This is a genomic window from Bradyrhizobium sp. 132 (assembly GCF_023074185.1).
Classification (GTDB): domain Bacteria; phylum Pseudomonadota; class Alphaproteobacteria; order Rhizobiales; family Xanthobacteraceae; genus Bradyrhizobium.
Genome location: NZ_JADPKY010000132.1, coordinates 365363 through 378118, shown reverse-complemented (window position 1 = coordinate 378118; position 12756 = coordinate 365363). Strand labels below are relative to the sequence as shown.

Sequence of the window (12756 nt, the reverse complement as noted above, 5' to 3'; positions counted from 1 at the left end):
TCTCCTGTTACTCGTGCGGGGGGTCAAGCTGTCGCGCGAATGCGTTGCTTGTCGTAGAGATCCTTCTCGTCGTCGGCGATCGGCACGACGTAGGGCTCCACGGCACGCTTCTCGCTGGTCATCTTGTCGTTCTGCTTGGACAGCAGCGTGTGGCAGAACCAGTTCTCGTTGTCCTTCTCCGGGAAATCCGTGCGCCAATGATAGAGGCCCCAGCGACTTTCCTCGCGGTAGAGCGAGGCATGCACAGCCATGTCAGCGCAGTCCATGATTGATTGCACTTCGAGGGCGCGGAGCAGTTCATGCGCGTTGCGCGCGATCATGTGCTCCTGCATGTCCTCGCGTGCCTCGGCGAGGCGGCGCATTCCGAGCTCGTATTTGCGCGTGACTTTTGGCGGCTGGAGATAGTCGTTGACCAGGCGCCGGGTCTTGTACTCGATCTGGTTCGGCGGAATGCCATCCTCGCGCTTGGTCGGCGCCATCACGCGGTCGCGTTCCCTAGCGACATCGGCTGCATCGAACTCCGCAAAGTCGTGGTTCTCGGCAAACTCCATCGCGTCGATGCCGGCGACCGCCCCGTTGGTGAAGGCGCCCAGCATGTAGTTGTGCGGCACGCTCGCCATATCGCCCGCGGCATAAAGGCCGGGCACAGTGGTGCGCGCGTTGTCGTCGACGAACACGCCGGAGGCGCTGTGACCCGAGCAAAAACCGATCTCGGAGATGTGCATTTCGATCGACTCTTTGCGGTAGTCGATGCCGCGCCCCTGTTGGAATAGGCCGCGCGTCGGCCGCTCCACCTTGTGCAGCGTGGTTTCGATCTCCTCGATCGTGTTGGGATGCAGATGCTTGAGCTGGAGGAACACCGGGCCTTTGCCCGACAGGAGTTCATTGTAGAACTCCAGCATCATCTGGCCGGACCAATAGTCGCATTCGATGAAGCGCGATCCCTCGTTGTTGGCAGTGAAGGCGCCGAAAGGACCGGCGACGTAGGCGCAGGCCGGGCCGTTATAGTCCTTGATCAGCGGATTGATCTGGTAGCATTCGAGGTTCGCGAGCGCGGCGCCGGCATGATAGGCCATCGCATAACCGTCGCCGGAATTGGCGGCGTTCTCGTAAGTGCCGAACATGTAACCGGAGGTCGGGAGACCGAGGCGACCGGCTGCGCCCATGCAGAGGATCACCGACTTGGCCTTGATCACCAGGATTTCGGCCGTGCGGGTGTTGACGCTGATCGCGCCGGCGATACGACCATCAGCGGACTTCAGCAGCCGCGTCGCCATGTAGCGGTTGGAGATCAGGATGCGAGCGCGGCGAAGCTGGCGATAGAGCGCCTTCTTCACGGTCTCGCCGTTCGGCATCGGCAGAACGTAGCTGCCGATATGATGCACCTTCTTGACGGCGTAATCGCCGTTCTCGTTCTTCAGGAAGCGAATGCCGAAACTGTCGAGCTCCTCGACGATCTTGTAACAGTTCTGCGCGTATTTATAGACCGCCTTTTGATCGACGATGCCGTCATTGGCGATGGTGATTTCCTTGGTGTACTGCTCGGGCGTCGCGTAGCCGGGGATGACGGCGTTGTTCAGCCCGTCCATGCCCATCGAGATGGCGCCGGAACGCTTGACGTTGGCCTTTTCGAGCAGGACGACATTGGCCTTCGGATTCTTCAGCTTCGCCTTCAGCGCCGCCATCGGGCCGGCTGTGCCGCCGCCGATCACCAGCACGTCGCAGGAAACCTCCGAAAGTCCGTCGACGATCTGATCTAGTGCCATCGCTTGCTCCTGGTTCGCCGGTAGGTCCGGCGCCTTTGCATCAGATTTGTTCAGTGGCTCGTCCGGCGATAGCAATTAGTTGTCGCCGGGACACGATTTGCGGCTCAGCGCTCGACGAAAGCTTTTTCGATCACGAAATGGCCGGGCCTGCTGTGATTGCCCTCGACAAACCCGCGCCCAGAAAGCATCGCGGGAAGTTCCTCCAGCATCGCCGGGCTGCCGCACAGCATGATGCGGTCGGTCTCGATATCGAGGCCTGATAGTCCGATGTCGTCGAAGAGTTGATTCGAGGCGATCAGGTCGCTGATGCGGCCCCGATTCCTGAACGGCTCGCGGGTGACGGTCGGGTAGTAGACGAGCTTGTCGCGGATCAGCGGCCCGAAGAACTCGTGATCGCGCAGGCCTTCGACGAGGTGCTCGCCATAGGAGAGCTCGGAGACCTGGCGGCAGCCATGAGCGAGCACGATGGTCTCGTAGTTCTCGTAGACGTCGGGGTCCTTGATCAGGCTGGCGAACGGCGCAAGCCCCGTTCCGGTCGAGAGCAGCAACAGGCGCTTGCCGGGAATGAGATTGCCCGTGATCAGCGTGCCCGTCGCCTTGCGGCCGACCAGAATGATGTCTCCTTCCCTGATCTTCTGGAGCCGCGAGGTCAGCGGGCCGTCTTGCACCTTGATCGAGAAGAATTCGAGCGCCTCCTCATGATTGGCGCTGGCCATGCTGTAGGCCCGCAGCAACGGCTTGCCCTCGACTTCCAGTCCGATCATCGCGAACTGGCCGTTCTGAAAGCGGAAGCCGGGATCGCGCGTCGCGGTGAAGCTGAACAGGGAATCGGTCCAGTGCCTGACCGACAAAACCGTTTCCTTCTGAAATGCGCTCATTGTCTCTCCTGACCTCGATTGCGCACAAGGTTTCGAAGAGACGGGAATCGGGCAACGCCGAATTGAAATTCCCGGTCGATTAGTTTCACATTTCGTGGGCGGTGATCGAAGAGGAGGCAGCGAAGATCAGCACGCCGCGCCTGCGCCGGCAATTAGTTGCTATCGCGGCGGGTCGCGACGACGTAGAGGGAGATTGGAGATACGTCATGACCTTGGTGGCACCGACCGTGGCAGATTACGAAGCAAGCGCCGATCTCGCGACGCTCCGCGTCCGCACCGCAGAGGACAACGCGCTGGACTTGCCCGCGGAAACTCTCCGCCTCTCCTGCAAATGCGCCCACTGCACCCGCGCCCGCTTCGATGGACGCTTCCCCGAGCGGTTTCCGGGCATCGCGATCACCGAAATCGGCGATCTCGGTTATGGGCTGAACATCTCGTTTTCGGATGGGCACAACCGGGGGATTTACCCCAAGCCGTATCTGTTGAGCCTGGCGGGGCGGTAGGACGGCTTGATCGTTCCTCTTGCTCCGCTGTCATTCCCCGCGCAAGCGGGGAATCCAGTACGCCGTGGCCTATCGGTATCCCACTGACGCCTCTGGAATACTGGATCGCCCGGTCTTCGCCGGGCGATGACGGCGGAGTGAGGGGCACCGCCTCCCCACAAACGCGCTTCCGATCACCCCATCTGGCACGGACATTGCTCTCTTTAGAACGATTTCAACGTTCCGGAGGCAGACGATGTTGCAGGCGGCGAATGCGGTTCGGGGGGCTGGTCCCCCGGCAGTCCGGCCTGCCGGCAGTTCCTCGCTGCTACTCACCGAAAACCAGCAATGGATCGGCGGACCGCCGCCATTGATGGACAAGCTCAGCCAGCGCGAGCGGGAGCTGGTGCTGAAACAGGGCCGCCGGAAAGTGCTCAACCGCGGCCAGACGCTGTTCAGCCAAGGCGGCAAGCATGACGGCATCTGGCTGATCGAGAGCGGCCGTATCCGGGTGTTCTATACCTCCCCGCTCGGCCGCGAGATCACACTGGCTTACTGGCATGTCGGCAATTTCGTCGGCGGGCCCGAAGTGTTCGAGGGCACCGTGCATCAATGGTCCGGCGTTGCATCCAGCAATTGCAGCGTGGTGCATCTGCCCGGAAAGGAGCTGCGGTCCCTTGCCGTAGAGATCCCGAACCTCGCGATCGGCCTGATCGAGGGCCTGACCTTCAAGGGCAAGTGCTATTCGGCGCTGGCCCAGATGCTGGGAACGCGCTCGATCACGCAGCGCCTTGCGCATCTGTTGCTGCATCTCGTCGATCTCTACGGCGTCGAGGACGCCGACGGCCGGGTGATCGCGGCCGCCTTCACCCACGCCGATATCGCCCACATGGTCGGTGCCACCAGGCAATGGGTCACGATCAGCCTGAAGCGCATGCAGGAGAAGGGAATCGTGCTGACCAAGCGCTCCCAGATCGTGGTCTGCCGGCCCGACGTGCTGGAAGAGATGCGGGGGCAAGGATCTGACTAGGGCCGATGCCCAGGCAAGCGGCTTTATAGTGCAGGACTGCTCAAGGAGTATGCAATCCGCTTTTCCCGGCAACTAATCGACTGCGGCGGACATTCCGGATTTGCCCTGTCGGCGCCCTCACCCAATCATGGCAACCACAGCACATCCAACCGAATGAGGATGAGAATGGTCCGCCGTCTTTCCACGCACTCGATCACGATGTCGGTGACGTCGCTGGCGCTTCTCCTCGCGCAGCCGGCCTCGGCCGAAACCGTCACGCTTGGCATCGGAACGCAGGATACCACCACCAACACGGTGACCGCCGGCGTCGTCATCCGCCAGCTCCATCTCCTCGAAAAATATCTCCCGAAGGACGGCAAATACGCCAACATCAAGTTCGAGCTGGAGTGGCAGAACTTCACCTCCGGCCCACCCGTCACCAACGCGATGATGGCGAACAAGCTCCAGATCGGCATGATGGGCGACTATCCGCTGATCGTGAACGGCTTCACCTTCGACAGCAATCCGGAGAGCAAGAGCCGGCTGATCGGCATCGCCGCCTACAGCCTGTCCGGCTCAGGCAACGGCATCGTCGTTCACAAGGATTCGCCCTACTACGATCTCGCCGATCTCAAGGGCAAGCTCGTCAGCGTGCCGTTCGGCTCCGCCGCGCACGGCATGGTGCTGAAGGCGATGCAGGACCGCGGCTACACCTCCGATTTCTTCCAGCTCGTCAGCCAGAGCCCGGAGGTCGGCTCGACCAATCTCCAGGAGAAGAAGATCGACGCGCATGCCGACTTCGTCCCCTTCGCCGAGCTGCTGCCGTTCCGCGGCTTTGCGCGAAAGATCTTTGACGGCGTCGAGACCAATCTGCCGACCTTCCACGGCATTGTGGTCCGCACCGACTTCGCGGAGAAATATCCAGAGGTCGTCGTCGCATATTTCAAGGCTCTGATCGCCGCCAACCAGTGGCTGCGCGACGATCCCAAGCTTGCTGCCGAAAAAATCCAGGAATGGACCGGCATCAACAAGGAAGTCGTCTACATCTTCCTGGGGCCCGGCGGCAACATGACCACCGATCCCACCGTCAAGCCGGCGCTGATCGATGCCGCCACCGCCGACGTCAAGGTGCTGCAGAACCTCGGTCGCATGAAGGAGTTCGATCCCAAAAAATGGGTCGACGACAGCTACATCCGCAGGGCCTATGCCGAGATGAAGCTCGACTATGACGCGCAGCTCGCCAGCACCAAAAATTACGAGATCTCCGGCGACGACGCTTTCTGCAAGAAATCGATCGCCGATCCGCGCAAGGCCGGCGAGATATGGGTCGACGATTCAGGCATTCTGCCCTTCGCGTCGGCCGCCTGCACGCTCGGCGCCTATGCCGACTTCAAGGCCAAGGGCAAGAAAGTCAACGTCGCCTACCTCTTCGATACCACCCGCGGCATCAAGCTGTTCGCCGACCAGGCCTTCTTCGCAGTCGGCAATGGCGAGGTTGCGCCATTCCTGCTGAAGAAGGACGCCGAAGCCTACGCTGCGAAAATCAGCGGCAAGGTGCTCGGCTTCGACGATGCCGTGAAGGTGGCGGTCGGCGGAGGCAAGACGTGAGCAGTCCCGCCCTCCTCAGACATTCCGAACACAGCATGCCGGCAAGTGCAACCGCGGAAACGACCTCCGTGCCCGCCACCACTCCACCCGCGGCACCGCCCTCCTTCGGCACGCTGGCGCTGCGCTGGTACCGGCTCAACCGGGACGGGCTGCGTGCAACCGCGATCGGCATCATCTCGCTGCTGGCTTTCCTGCTGGTCTGGCACCTGCTCACGACCTATCACGTCGTGTTCTTTGTGCGCTTCACCAACGTGCCCTCGCCGCTCGCGGTCTATGCCAGCTTTGCCAAGGCGATCCACGATCCGAAATTCCTGCTGCACGTGCTCTTGAGCTGCCGACGCATCTTCTTCGGCTTTTCGCTCGCAGCGATCGTCGCCGTGCCGCTCGGTCTGGTCATGGGCCGCTTCAAGCTTGTCCATGAGATCATCTTCCCCGTGGCGGAGGTGCTGCGGCCGATCCCGGCGATCGCCTGGGTGCCGATGGCGATCATGCTGTGGCCGACCAACGAGCAAAGCATCGTCTACATCACCTTCCTCGGATCGTTCTTCCCGATCCTGGTCAACACGCTGCACGGCATGTCGCTGGTCGATCCCGTGCTGGTGCGCGCCGCGCAATGTCTCGGCGCGCGGGAGCGCTGGATCTTCCGCGATGTGTATTTTCCGGCCTCGCTCCCGCACATCTTCACCGGCCTCACCGTGGGCATGGGCGTGGCATGGGTGTCGCTGATCGCCGCCGAGATGATCTCGGGGCAATACGGCATCGGTTACTTCACTTGGGAGGCCTATTCGCTGGTCCAGTATGCCGACATCGCACTCGGCATGATCGCGATCGGCGTGCTCGGCCTCGGATCGAGCATGTTGATCCGGGGGGCCGGACAATTGGTAATGCCGTGGAGATCAAGATGAGCGAGATCGTCGTCAAAGCGCCGCAAGGCCATATCGAGGTCAGGAACTTCTCCCTCAGCTACGATAGCATCGAGGGGCCGGTCGAAGCCGTCACCGACACGCAGATCCATGTGAAGCCTGGCGAGTTCGTCTCGATCGTCGGGCCCTCCGGTTGTGGAAAGTCGACGCTGCTCAACGCGGTCGCGGGCTTCCTCAAGCCGACCACGGGCATCGTCACCGTCGACGGCGAGAAGGTGAACGGCCCCAGCGCCGAGCGCGGCATGGTGTTCCAGCAATATTCGCTGTTTCCCTGGAAAACCGTGCGGGAGAATGTCGAGTTCGGCCTGAAGATGCGCGGCATGCCGCGTTCGCAGCGCGAGCGCGCCGCGCGGACGTTGCTCGGGCTTGCGGGCCTCGAAGCCTTCGAGAAGCATTATCCGGAAAAGCTTTCCGGCGGAATGAAGCAGCGTGTCGGCATTGTCCGCGCGCTCGCGACGGGACCAAAGGTGCTGCTGCTGGACGAGCCCTTCGGCGCGCTCGACGCGCAGACGCGCGTCATCATGCAGCAAATCCTTACCAACATGTGGCAGCGGCTGAAGATCTCAGTGCTGTTCGTCACCCACGACATCGACGAGGCGATCTTTCTGTCCGACCGCGTCTATTGCATGACCGCGCGCCCCGGCTCGATCAAGGCGGAGATTCCGATCCCGCTGGAGCGGCCGCGGCAGCAGTCGATGATGATGTCGTCGGAATTCCTGGCGCTACGCCGCGGGCTGATGTCGCTGATCCGCGAGGAAAGCATCAAGGCAATGGGCGGCGAGCTCAACGACATGGGCATGCAGGGGCTCAACATCGAGCTGCACGGGCATTCGCTCGCGGATGTGATTTAGCTCTTCGACACTCGCGAGCAGCCTTCCCTTCTCCCCTTGCAAGAGAAGGTGGCGCGAAGCGCCGGATGAGGGGTTCTATCGGTGCGTTCGAAACGAGAGAGAGGCGTTTGCAGATACAGACCCCTCATCGGCCTTGCCTTCGGCAAGGCACCTTCTCCCGCAAGGAGAGAAGGAAGAGGAATTCGCGATCGCGGCTCAATCTCACTTGAACCAGTGCACAAGCGCGATGCTGATGCCGAGCAGCAGCATCAGTGACAACGTCACGGCCGCCGTCACCCGCCCGCCGACGTTCGCCAGTACGCGCACATCGACGCCGAGACCGAGGGCCGCCATCGACACCACCGTGAGAAAGCTGGTGATCTTTGTCACCGGACCGACCACCGTGCCCGGCACAATCTCCAGCGAGCGCAATGTCGCCAGCGCAAGGAAGCCGAGGATGAACCACGGGACCAGGCGGAAGAAGCCGACATTGGTCTTCTTGGCGTCGCTCTGCCAGCGCGAGGCCGTCAGCGAGAGGCCGACGACGACCGGTCCGAGCATCAGCACGCGCATCAGTTTCACGAGCGTGCCGATCTGCGTCGAGACAAGCCCCGCCGGCACCGTCGCGGCCAGCACCTGCGGCACCGCATAAACGGTCAGGCCTGCGAGGATGCCGTATTGCGTGGCCGACAGCTGCAGCAGCGGAATCAGCAGCGGCAGGCCGAGCACCATCATCACGCCGAGGATCGCGGTGAAGGAGATCGAGGATGCGATCTCGTCATTGTTGGCGCCGATGATCGGCGCCACCGCTGCAATCGCCGAATTGCCGCAGATGGAGTTACCGCAGGCGATCAGGATCGAGAGCCGCGTCGAGAGACCGAGCAGGCGGCTGATGCCGAAGGAGACGGAGAGCGCGACCACCACGACCGCTGCGATCGATGCCAACAGCGCGACGCCGGACGCTGCGATGGCTGCAAAGCTGATCGAGGCCCCCAGCAGCATCACTGCGACTTCGAGCAACTGCTTGGCGCTGAATGCGATGCCCGCCTGCCAGCGCGGCGCGGGCTTCCAGAAACTGCGCAGCGCCATCCCAAGCAGAATCGCCATCACCAGCGCCTCGACATAGGGATGCTCGAACACACCCAGCTCGGCTCGCTCCAGCAGCGCCGAGACACCGGCCACGACGATGCAGAGAAGGATACCCGGAAGCAGCGCGACGATACGGCCAATGGCCGTAGACGGCTTGGCGTCGGCTGGGCTGGATGCTTGATTCTGCGACACAAATCTCTCCCTGAGGAGAAGGATTTATACGCAGCGCCGCTTCGTTGGGGAATAAGTTTTCGACATATCAGGGCAGAGGGAAAGTTCTGTCCTCAGCCTGGAATGGACGGCTCAGAAGATCAGGCCAGCCTTAGAAGAACAGGTTCTTGGCCAGCGAGGCAACGTGGCTGAAGCCGTCATAGACGCCGGGCTCGAAGAAGGCCGCACGCGCGAGCACGATGCCGGCGACCAGCGACCAGAACAGGCCGGTGCCAACCCGCAGCAGCAGCTTTGACCCGCGCGAGCGCGGCTGGGTGTCCGTTGCGGACACCAACTGCTCGCCGAAAGGCTCAAATCCAGTGCGTTCCATAGCCGTCAATCCATCAATTTCTGAAGGAAATGTCGTCGTTTCGGTCCGAAACAGCAATGGAAGCGATTGGCTTTTTAGTGCCTCGGAGGGGAAACTCCTTCCGCCGGAGCGATCCGGGGCACTAGTTTTCTTCTTCCGGCCTATTTAGGCACCGGCGCCCCGGCTACAACGCCAGATAGCGGCGGCGGATCGACTCGTTGGCCTTCAGTTCGTCGATCCCGGCGGCATAGACGATCTGGCCCTTGTCGATGACGGTGGCATGGCTCGCCAGCCCCAGGCAGAAATGCATGTTCTGCTCGGCGATCAGCACGGTCGAACCGATCTTACGGAGTTGCCGCAACAACTCGCCGATCCGCTGCACGATGATCGGCGCGAGACCCTCGCTCGGCTCGTCGAGCAGCAACAGCGCCGGATTCCCCATCAGCGTGCGCGCGATGGCGAGCATCTGCTGCTCGCCGCCTGACAGGCGTCCGGCGATACGGTGGCGCAACGGCTCCAGCAGCGGGAAGACGTCGTAGATGCGCTTGATCGGCCATTCGTCCTGGCCCTCAGGCCCGCGCTTCCTGCCGATGACGAGATTGTCCTCGACCGTGTGCTCCGGGAAAATCTGGCGGTCCTCCGGCACGAAACCGAGGCCGGCGCGCGCGATATGGTGCGGCTTGCGGCCGGAGATCACCGCTCCGCGCAGGCTGATTTGGCCCCGTCGCGGCGGCGCCAAACCCATGATCGCCTTCATGGTCGTGGATTTGCCCGCGCCGTTGCGCCCGAGCAGCGCCATGGTCTCGCCCTGCCGCACCGACAGTCCGACGCCGAACAGGATCTGGCTGGTGCCGTAGTAGACGTCGAGATCGGCGACTTCGATGACGGCAGCACTCATGCGGCGGCCCCCGCATGCTCGGTGCCGAGATAGGCCTCGATCACCGCGCTGTTGTTGCGAATCTCGTCGGGCGTGCCGGTCGCGAGGATGCGGCCGTAGCAGAGCACTACGATTTTCGGTGCAATCTTGAATACGATGTCCATGTCGTGCTCGATGAAGACGACGGTGATCTTTTGCGTTTCCCAGAGCTCGCGCACCTTGTCGATCATGCGCCAGCGCTCCTCCGGGCCCATGCCGGCGGTCGGCTCATCGAGCAGCAGCACCTTCGGCTCGAGCACCAGGGCGAGTGCGATGTCGAGCAGCTTCTGGTCGCCATGCGACAGCGTCGCCGCCGTGCGATTGCGTTTGCCGGCGAGGCCCAGCAGCTCCATCACATGCTCGGCACGGTCGCGGGTCTCGGGCAACGGAAAACGCTTGTGCAGCACCGCTGACGATCGCTGGTCGGCGCTGACGGCGGCGAGCATGGTTTCCTGCACGGTCAGCGATTTGAAGATGTTTGCGACCTGAAACGCGCGGCCGATGCCGTGGCGGACGATCGCCGGCGGCGAGCGGCCGGCGAGATCGACGCCGTCGAGGAGCACCTGGCCGGAATCCGGCCTCAGCGCGCCGGTGATCAAATTGAAGAAGGTGCTCTTGCCCGCACCGTTCGGCCCGATCACGGCTGTGAGCGAGCCGTCGGGAAAGTCGAGCGAGACGTCGTTGGTCGCCTTCACGCCGCCAAAGGACTTTGCGAGATTGCGGATCTCGAGCATGGCTAGCGCCCTTCGCCCGTATTGCGCCGGTGCGAAAACCATTCGGCGACGAAATCGAGCAAGCCTTTGCGCAAGCCCAGCGCGAAGAACAGGATGACGACGCCCAGCACGATGCCGTGGTACTCGGTGAAGCGCGTTACGGTATCGTTGAGCAGCAGCAATAGCACTGTGCCGACCATCGGTCCGAGGAAGGTCGAGACGCCGCCGAGCATGTTGATGAAGATGCCCTCGCCCGAGATGGTCCAATAGGCAAATTCGGGATAGGCGCCGGAGACGAACAGCGCCATCACCATGCCGCCCATCGCCGCGAACAGCGCCGCGAGCACGAAGACGGTGAGTTTTGCGCGCCAGACGTCGATGCCGAGAAAGCTCGCGCGCGCGGCGTTGTCGCGGATCATGCGTAGCGTGTAGCCGAATGGCGATTGCGCGATCTGGCGCATTGCGAGCAGGCCGAGGATGAGAAGCGCACAGCTCGCGACATAGAGATGGACGTGGTTGGCGAGATTGATGCCGAGGAATGCGGGACGCGGAATGCCACCGCGCAGGCCCTGGTCGCCGCCGGTGAAGGAGGCCCAGGACAGGATGGTCGAGTGGATCAGCATCTGGAACGCCAGCGTAACGAAGGCGAAATAGATATCCTTCAGCCGCACGCAGATCGCACCGATGACGGCGGCGATCACCGCGGTGATCGCGAGCGTCGCGACGAAGGCGACCGGAATGGGCACGCCGAGCTTCTGCATGATGAGGCCAAAACTGTAGGCCCCTAGACCGAAGAACATGCCGTGGCCGAATGAGGTCAGGCCGGTATAGCCGACCAGCAGGTTGAGCGAGGTCGCGAACAGGCCGTAGGCGGAGCAGCGAATGACGAAATCGAGCAGCGCCTTGCTGCCGGTGAACAGCGGCAGGCTCGCCAGCACGGCGAAGGCGATCAGCGCGATCAGGACATCGCGATAGCGTTGCAGCACCGCGCCGTTGCGCGCCGGCACTAGCGTCCGCACGCGCCCGGCCTCCAGCTCGGTCATGCCGCCTCCTTGCCGAACAGGCCGGTGGGCTTGGAAACCAGCACGATCACCATGAACAGATACATCAGGCCTTCCGTGAACAGGGGAAAGCCGAGCGAGCCGAACGAGCGGATCAAACCGAGCAGCAGCGCACCGACCAGCGCGCCCACAATCGAGCCCATGCCGCCGATCACGGTGACAATGAAGGATTCGATCAGCACCGAGAATCCCATGCCGGGGGTCAGAGAGCGCACGGGCGCGGCAAGCGCGCCGGCAAGGCCGGCCAGCATGCCGCCGAGCGCGAACACGCCGCCATAGATCAGGCCGGTATTGATGCCGAGCGCGGAGACCATGCCGGGATTATGCGCCGTGGCACGGATCACCTTGCCGATGCGGCTGCGCGAGAGCCCAATCCCGAGCACGATCGCCGCGACCAGCGCCACGCCGATCAGCAGCAGATAATAAGGCGGCACCACGCCACCTGCGATGAACAGCGGCATCACCTGGAACGCCGCGGGCATGCCCATCGACTTGAATTCCGGACCCCAGATCAACCGCACCACATCGTCGAAGATCAGGACGAAGGCGTAGCAGACCAGCAACTGCATCAGCACGTCGGCGCCGTAGACGCGACTCATGAAGACGCGCTCGAAGATCAAGCCAAGAACCGCGGTGCCGGCTGCACCGGCAATCATCGCGAGCGCGAAGCTGCCGGTGAACTGATAGGCGGTCATCGCGAAATAGGCGCCGAACATGTAGAAGGCGCCGTGGCTGAAATTGACGATCTTGAGCACGCCAAAAATCAGTGTCAGCCCAACCGCGACCAGGAACAGCAGCATGCCGATGATGAGGCCGCTGGTGGTTTGCGTCACCAGGCAGGCGGAGCTGGAGAGGCAGCCGGCGAGCGCGTCGAGATCCACGGGAGCACTTTCATTGCGGCGCGCCTGATACGGCGCGGAGAACCAAACGAAACAGGCGGAGACGGTCACCCATCTCCGCC

At 62.6% G+C, this 12756-nt stretch carries 13 protein-coding genes; 5 read left to right on the top strand and 8 right to left on the bottom strand.

The window, feature by feature from the left end:
• Positions 1-23: 23 nt before the first annotated feature.
• Together IVA74_RS29700 and IVA74_RS29695 are read right to left on the bottom strand one after the other, a co-directional pair.
• Positions 24-1766, bottom strand: coding sequence for a fumarate reductase/succinate dehydrogenase flavoprotein subunit (locus IVA74_RS29700; RefSeq protein WP_247350080.1), 1743 nt, complete (start codon positions 1764-1766; stop codon positions 24-26).
• A 104-nt stretch (positions 1767-1870) separates the two neighbouring features.
• The gene (locus IVA74_RS29695; protein ID WP_247350078.1) at positions 1871-2644 is read right to left on the bottom strand and encodes a ferredoxin--NADP reductase; all 774 of its coding nucleotides are present in this window, start codon (positions 2642-2644) and stop codon (positions 1871-1873) included.
• Positions 2645-2850: 206 nt separating this feature from the next.
• Here IVA74_RS29695 and IVA74_RS29690 point away from each other — a divergent pair, with 206 nt between their 5' ends.
• The 5 genes from IVA74_RS29690 to IVA74_RS29670 all read left to right on the top strand — a co-directional run bounded on the left by IVA74_RS29690 (position 2851) and on the right by IVA74_RS29670 (position 7517).
• Positions 2851-3147, top strand: coding sequence for a gamma-butyrobetaine hydroxylase-like domain-containing protein (locus IVA74_RS29690; protein WP_247350077.1), 297 nt, complete (start codon positions 2851-2853; stop codon positions 3145-3147).
• A 235-nt stretch (positions 3148-3382) separates the two neighbouring features.
• Positions 3383-4156 (top strand): Crp/Fnr family transcriptional regulator, encoded by a 774-nt coding sequence (locus IVA74_RS29685; RefSeq protein ID WP_247350076.1) that lies wholly within the window; start codon positions 3383-3385, stop codon positions 4154-4156.
• A gap of 165 nt (positions 4157-4321) precedes the next feature.
• A complete protein-coding gene (locus IVA74_RS29680; RefSeq protein ID WP_247350074.1) occupies positions 4322-5743 on the top strand; it encodes an ABC transporter substrate-binding protein in 1422 nt (473 codons plus the stop codon).
• A gap of 35 nt (positions 5744-5778) precedes the next feature.
• Positions 5779-6648: an ABC transporter permease gene (locus tag IVA74_RS29675; protein WP_247350072.1), complete on the top strand. Its 870-nt coding sequence runs from the start codon at positions 5779-5781 to the stop codon at positions 6646-6648.
• A complete protein-coding gene (locus IVA74_RS29670; protein ID WP_247350070.1) occupies positions 6645-7517 on the top strand; it encodes an ABC transporter ATP-binding protein in 873 nt (290 codons plus the stop codon). Before IVA74_RS29675 ends, IVA74_RS29670 begins: the two co-directional genes overlap by 4 nt.
• Before the next feature lie 201 nt (positions 7518-7718).
• Here the strand turns inward: IVA74_RS29670 and IVA74_RS29665 are convergent, their stop codons facing one another.
• The 6 genes from IVA74_RS29665 to IVA74_RS29640 all read right to left on the bottom strand — a co-directional run bounded on the left by IVA74_RS29665 (position 7719) and on the right by IVA74_RS29640 (position 12676).
• A complete protein-coding gene (locus IVA74_RS29665) occupies positions 7719-8777 on the bottom strand; it encodes a putative sulfate exporter family transporter (RefSeq protein ID WP_247350068.1) in 1059 nt (352 codons plus the stop codon).
• Positions 8778-8907: 130 nt separating this feature from the next.
• Complete coding sequence (locus IVA74_RS29660; RefSeq protein WP_247350067.1) at positions 8908-9087, bottom strand: hypothetical protein; 180 nt, start codon at positions 9085-9087, stop codon at positions 8908-8910.
• Between the two features lie 202 nt (positions 9088-9289).
• Positions 9290-10003 (bottom strand): ABC transporter ATP-binding protein, encoded by a 714-nt coding sequence (locus IVA74_RS29655; protein ID WP_247350065.1) that lies wholly within the window; start codon positions 10001-10003, stop codon positions 9290-9292.
• Positions 10000-10755, bottom strand: a complete 756-nt coding sequence (locus IVA74_RS29650; protein WP_247350063.1) for an ABC transporter ATP-binding protein — start codon at positions 10753-10755, stop codon at positions 10000-10002. Before IVA74_RS29650 ends, IVA74_RS29655 begins: the two co-directional genes overlap by 4 nt.
• Before the next feature lie 2 nt (positions 10756-10757).
• Positions 10758-11777 (bottom strand): branched-chain amino acid ABC transporter permease, encoded by a 1020-nt coding sequence (locus tag IVA74_RS29645; RefSeq protein ID WP_247350060.1) that lies wholly within the window; start codon positions 11775-11777, stop codon positions 10758-10760.
• Positions 11774-12676 carry a branched-chain amino acid ABC transporter permease gene (locus IVA74_RS29640; protein WP_247350058.1) on the bottom strand — a complete coding sequence of 301 codons (903 nt, stop codon included), beginning with the start codon at positions 12674-12676 and terminating at the stop codon, positions 11774-11776. The genes IVA74_RS29645 and IVA74_RS29640 overlap by 4 nt, the downstream gene beginning before the upstream one ends.
• Positions 12677-12756 lie beyond the last annotated feature (80 nt).

Excerpts from the sequence above, each read along its gene's own strand:
- IVA74_RS29650 (WP_247350063.1), bottom strand. The coding sequence starts at position 10,755 with ATGCTCGAGATCCGCAATCTCGCAAAGTCCTTTGGCGGCGTGAAGGCG.
- IVA74_RS29700 (WP_247350080.1), bottom strand. The coding sequence starts at position 1,766 with ATGGCACTAGATCAGATCGTCGACGGACTTTCGGAGGTTTCCTGCGAC.
- IVA74_RS29645 (WP_247350060.1), bottom strand. The coding sequence starts at position 11,777 with ATGACCGAGCTGGAGGCCGGGCGCGTGCGGACGCTAGTGCCGGCGCGC.
- IVA74_RS29695 (WP_247350078.1), bottom strand. The coding sequence starts at position 2,644 with ATGAGCGCATTTCAGAAGGAAACGGTTTTGTCGGTCAGGCACTGGACC.
- IVA74_RS29680 (WP_247350074.1), top strand. The coding sequence starts at position 4,322 with ATGGTCCGCCGTCTTTCCACGCACTCGATCACGATGTCGGTGACGTCG.
- IVA74_RS29655 (WP_247350065.1), bottom strand. The coding sequence starts at position 10,003 with ATGAGTGCTGCCGTCATCGAAGTCGCCGATCTCGACGTCTACTACGGC.
- IVA74_RS29685 (WP_247350076.1), top strand. The coding sequence starts at position 3,383 with ATGTTGCAGGCGGCGAATGCGGTTCGGGGGGCTGGTCCCCCGGCAGTC.
- IVA74_RS29670 (WP_247350070.1), top strand. The coding sequence starts at position 6,645 with ATGAGCGAGATCGTCGTCAAAGCGCCGCAAGGCCATATCGAGGTCAGG.
- IVA74_RS29675 (WP_247350072.1), top strand. The coding sequence starts at position 5,779 with ATGCCGGCAAGTGCAACCGCGGAAACGACCTCCGTGCCCGCCACCACT.
- IVA74_RS29690 (WP_247350077.1), top strand. The coding sequence starts at position 2,851 with ATGACCTTGGTGGCACCGACCGTGGCAGATTACGAAGCAAGCGCCGAT.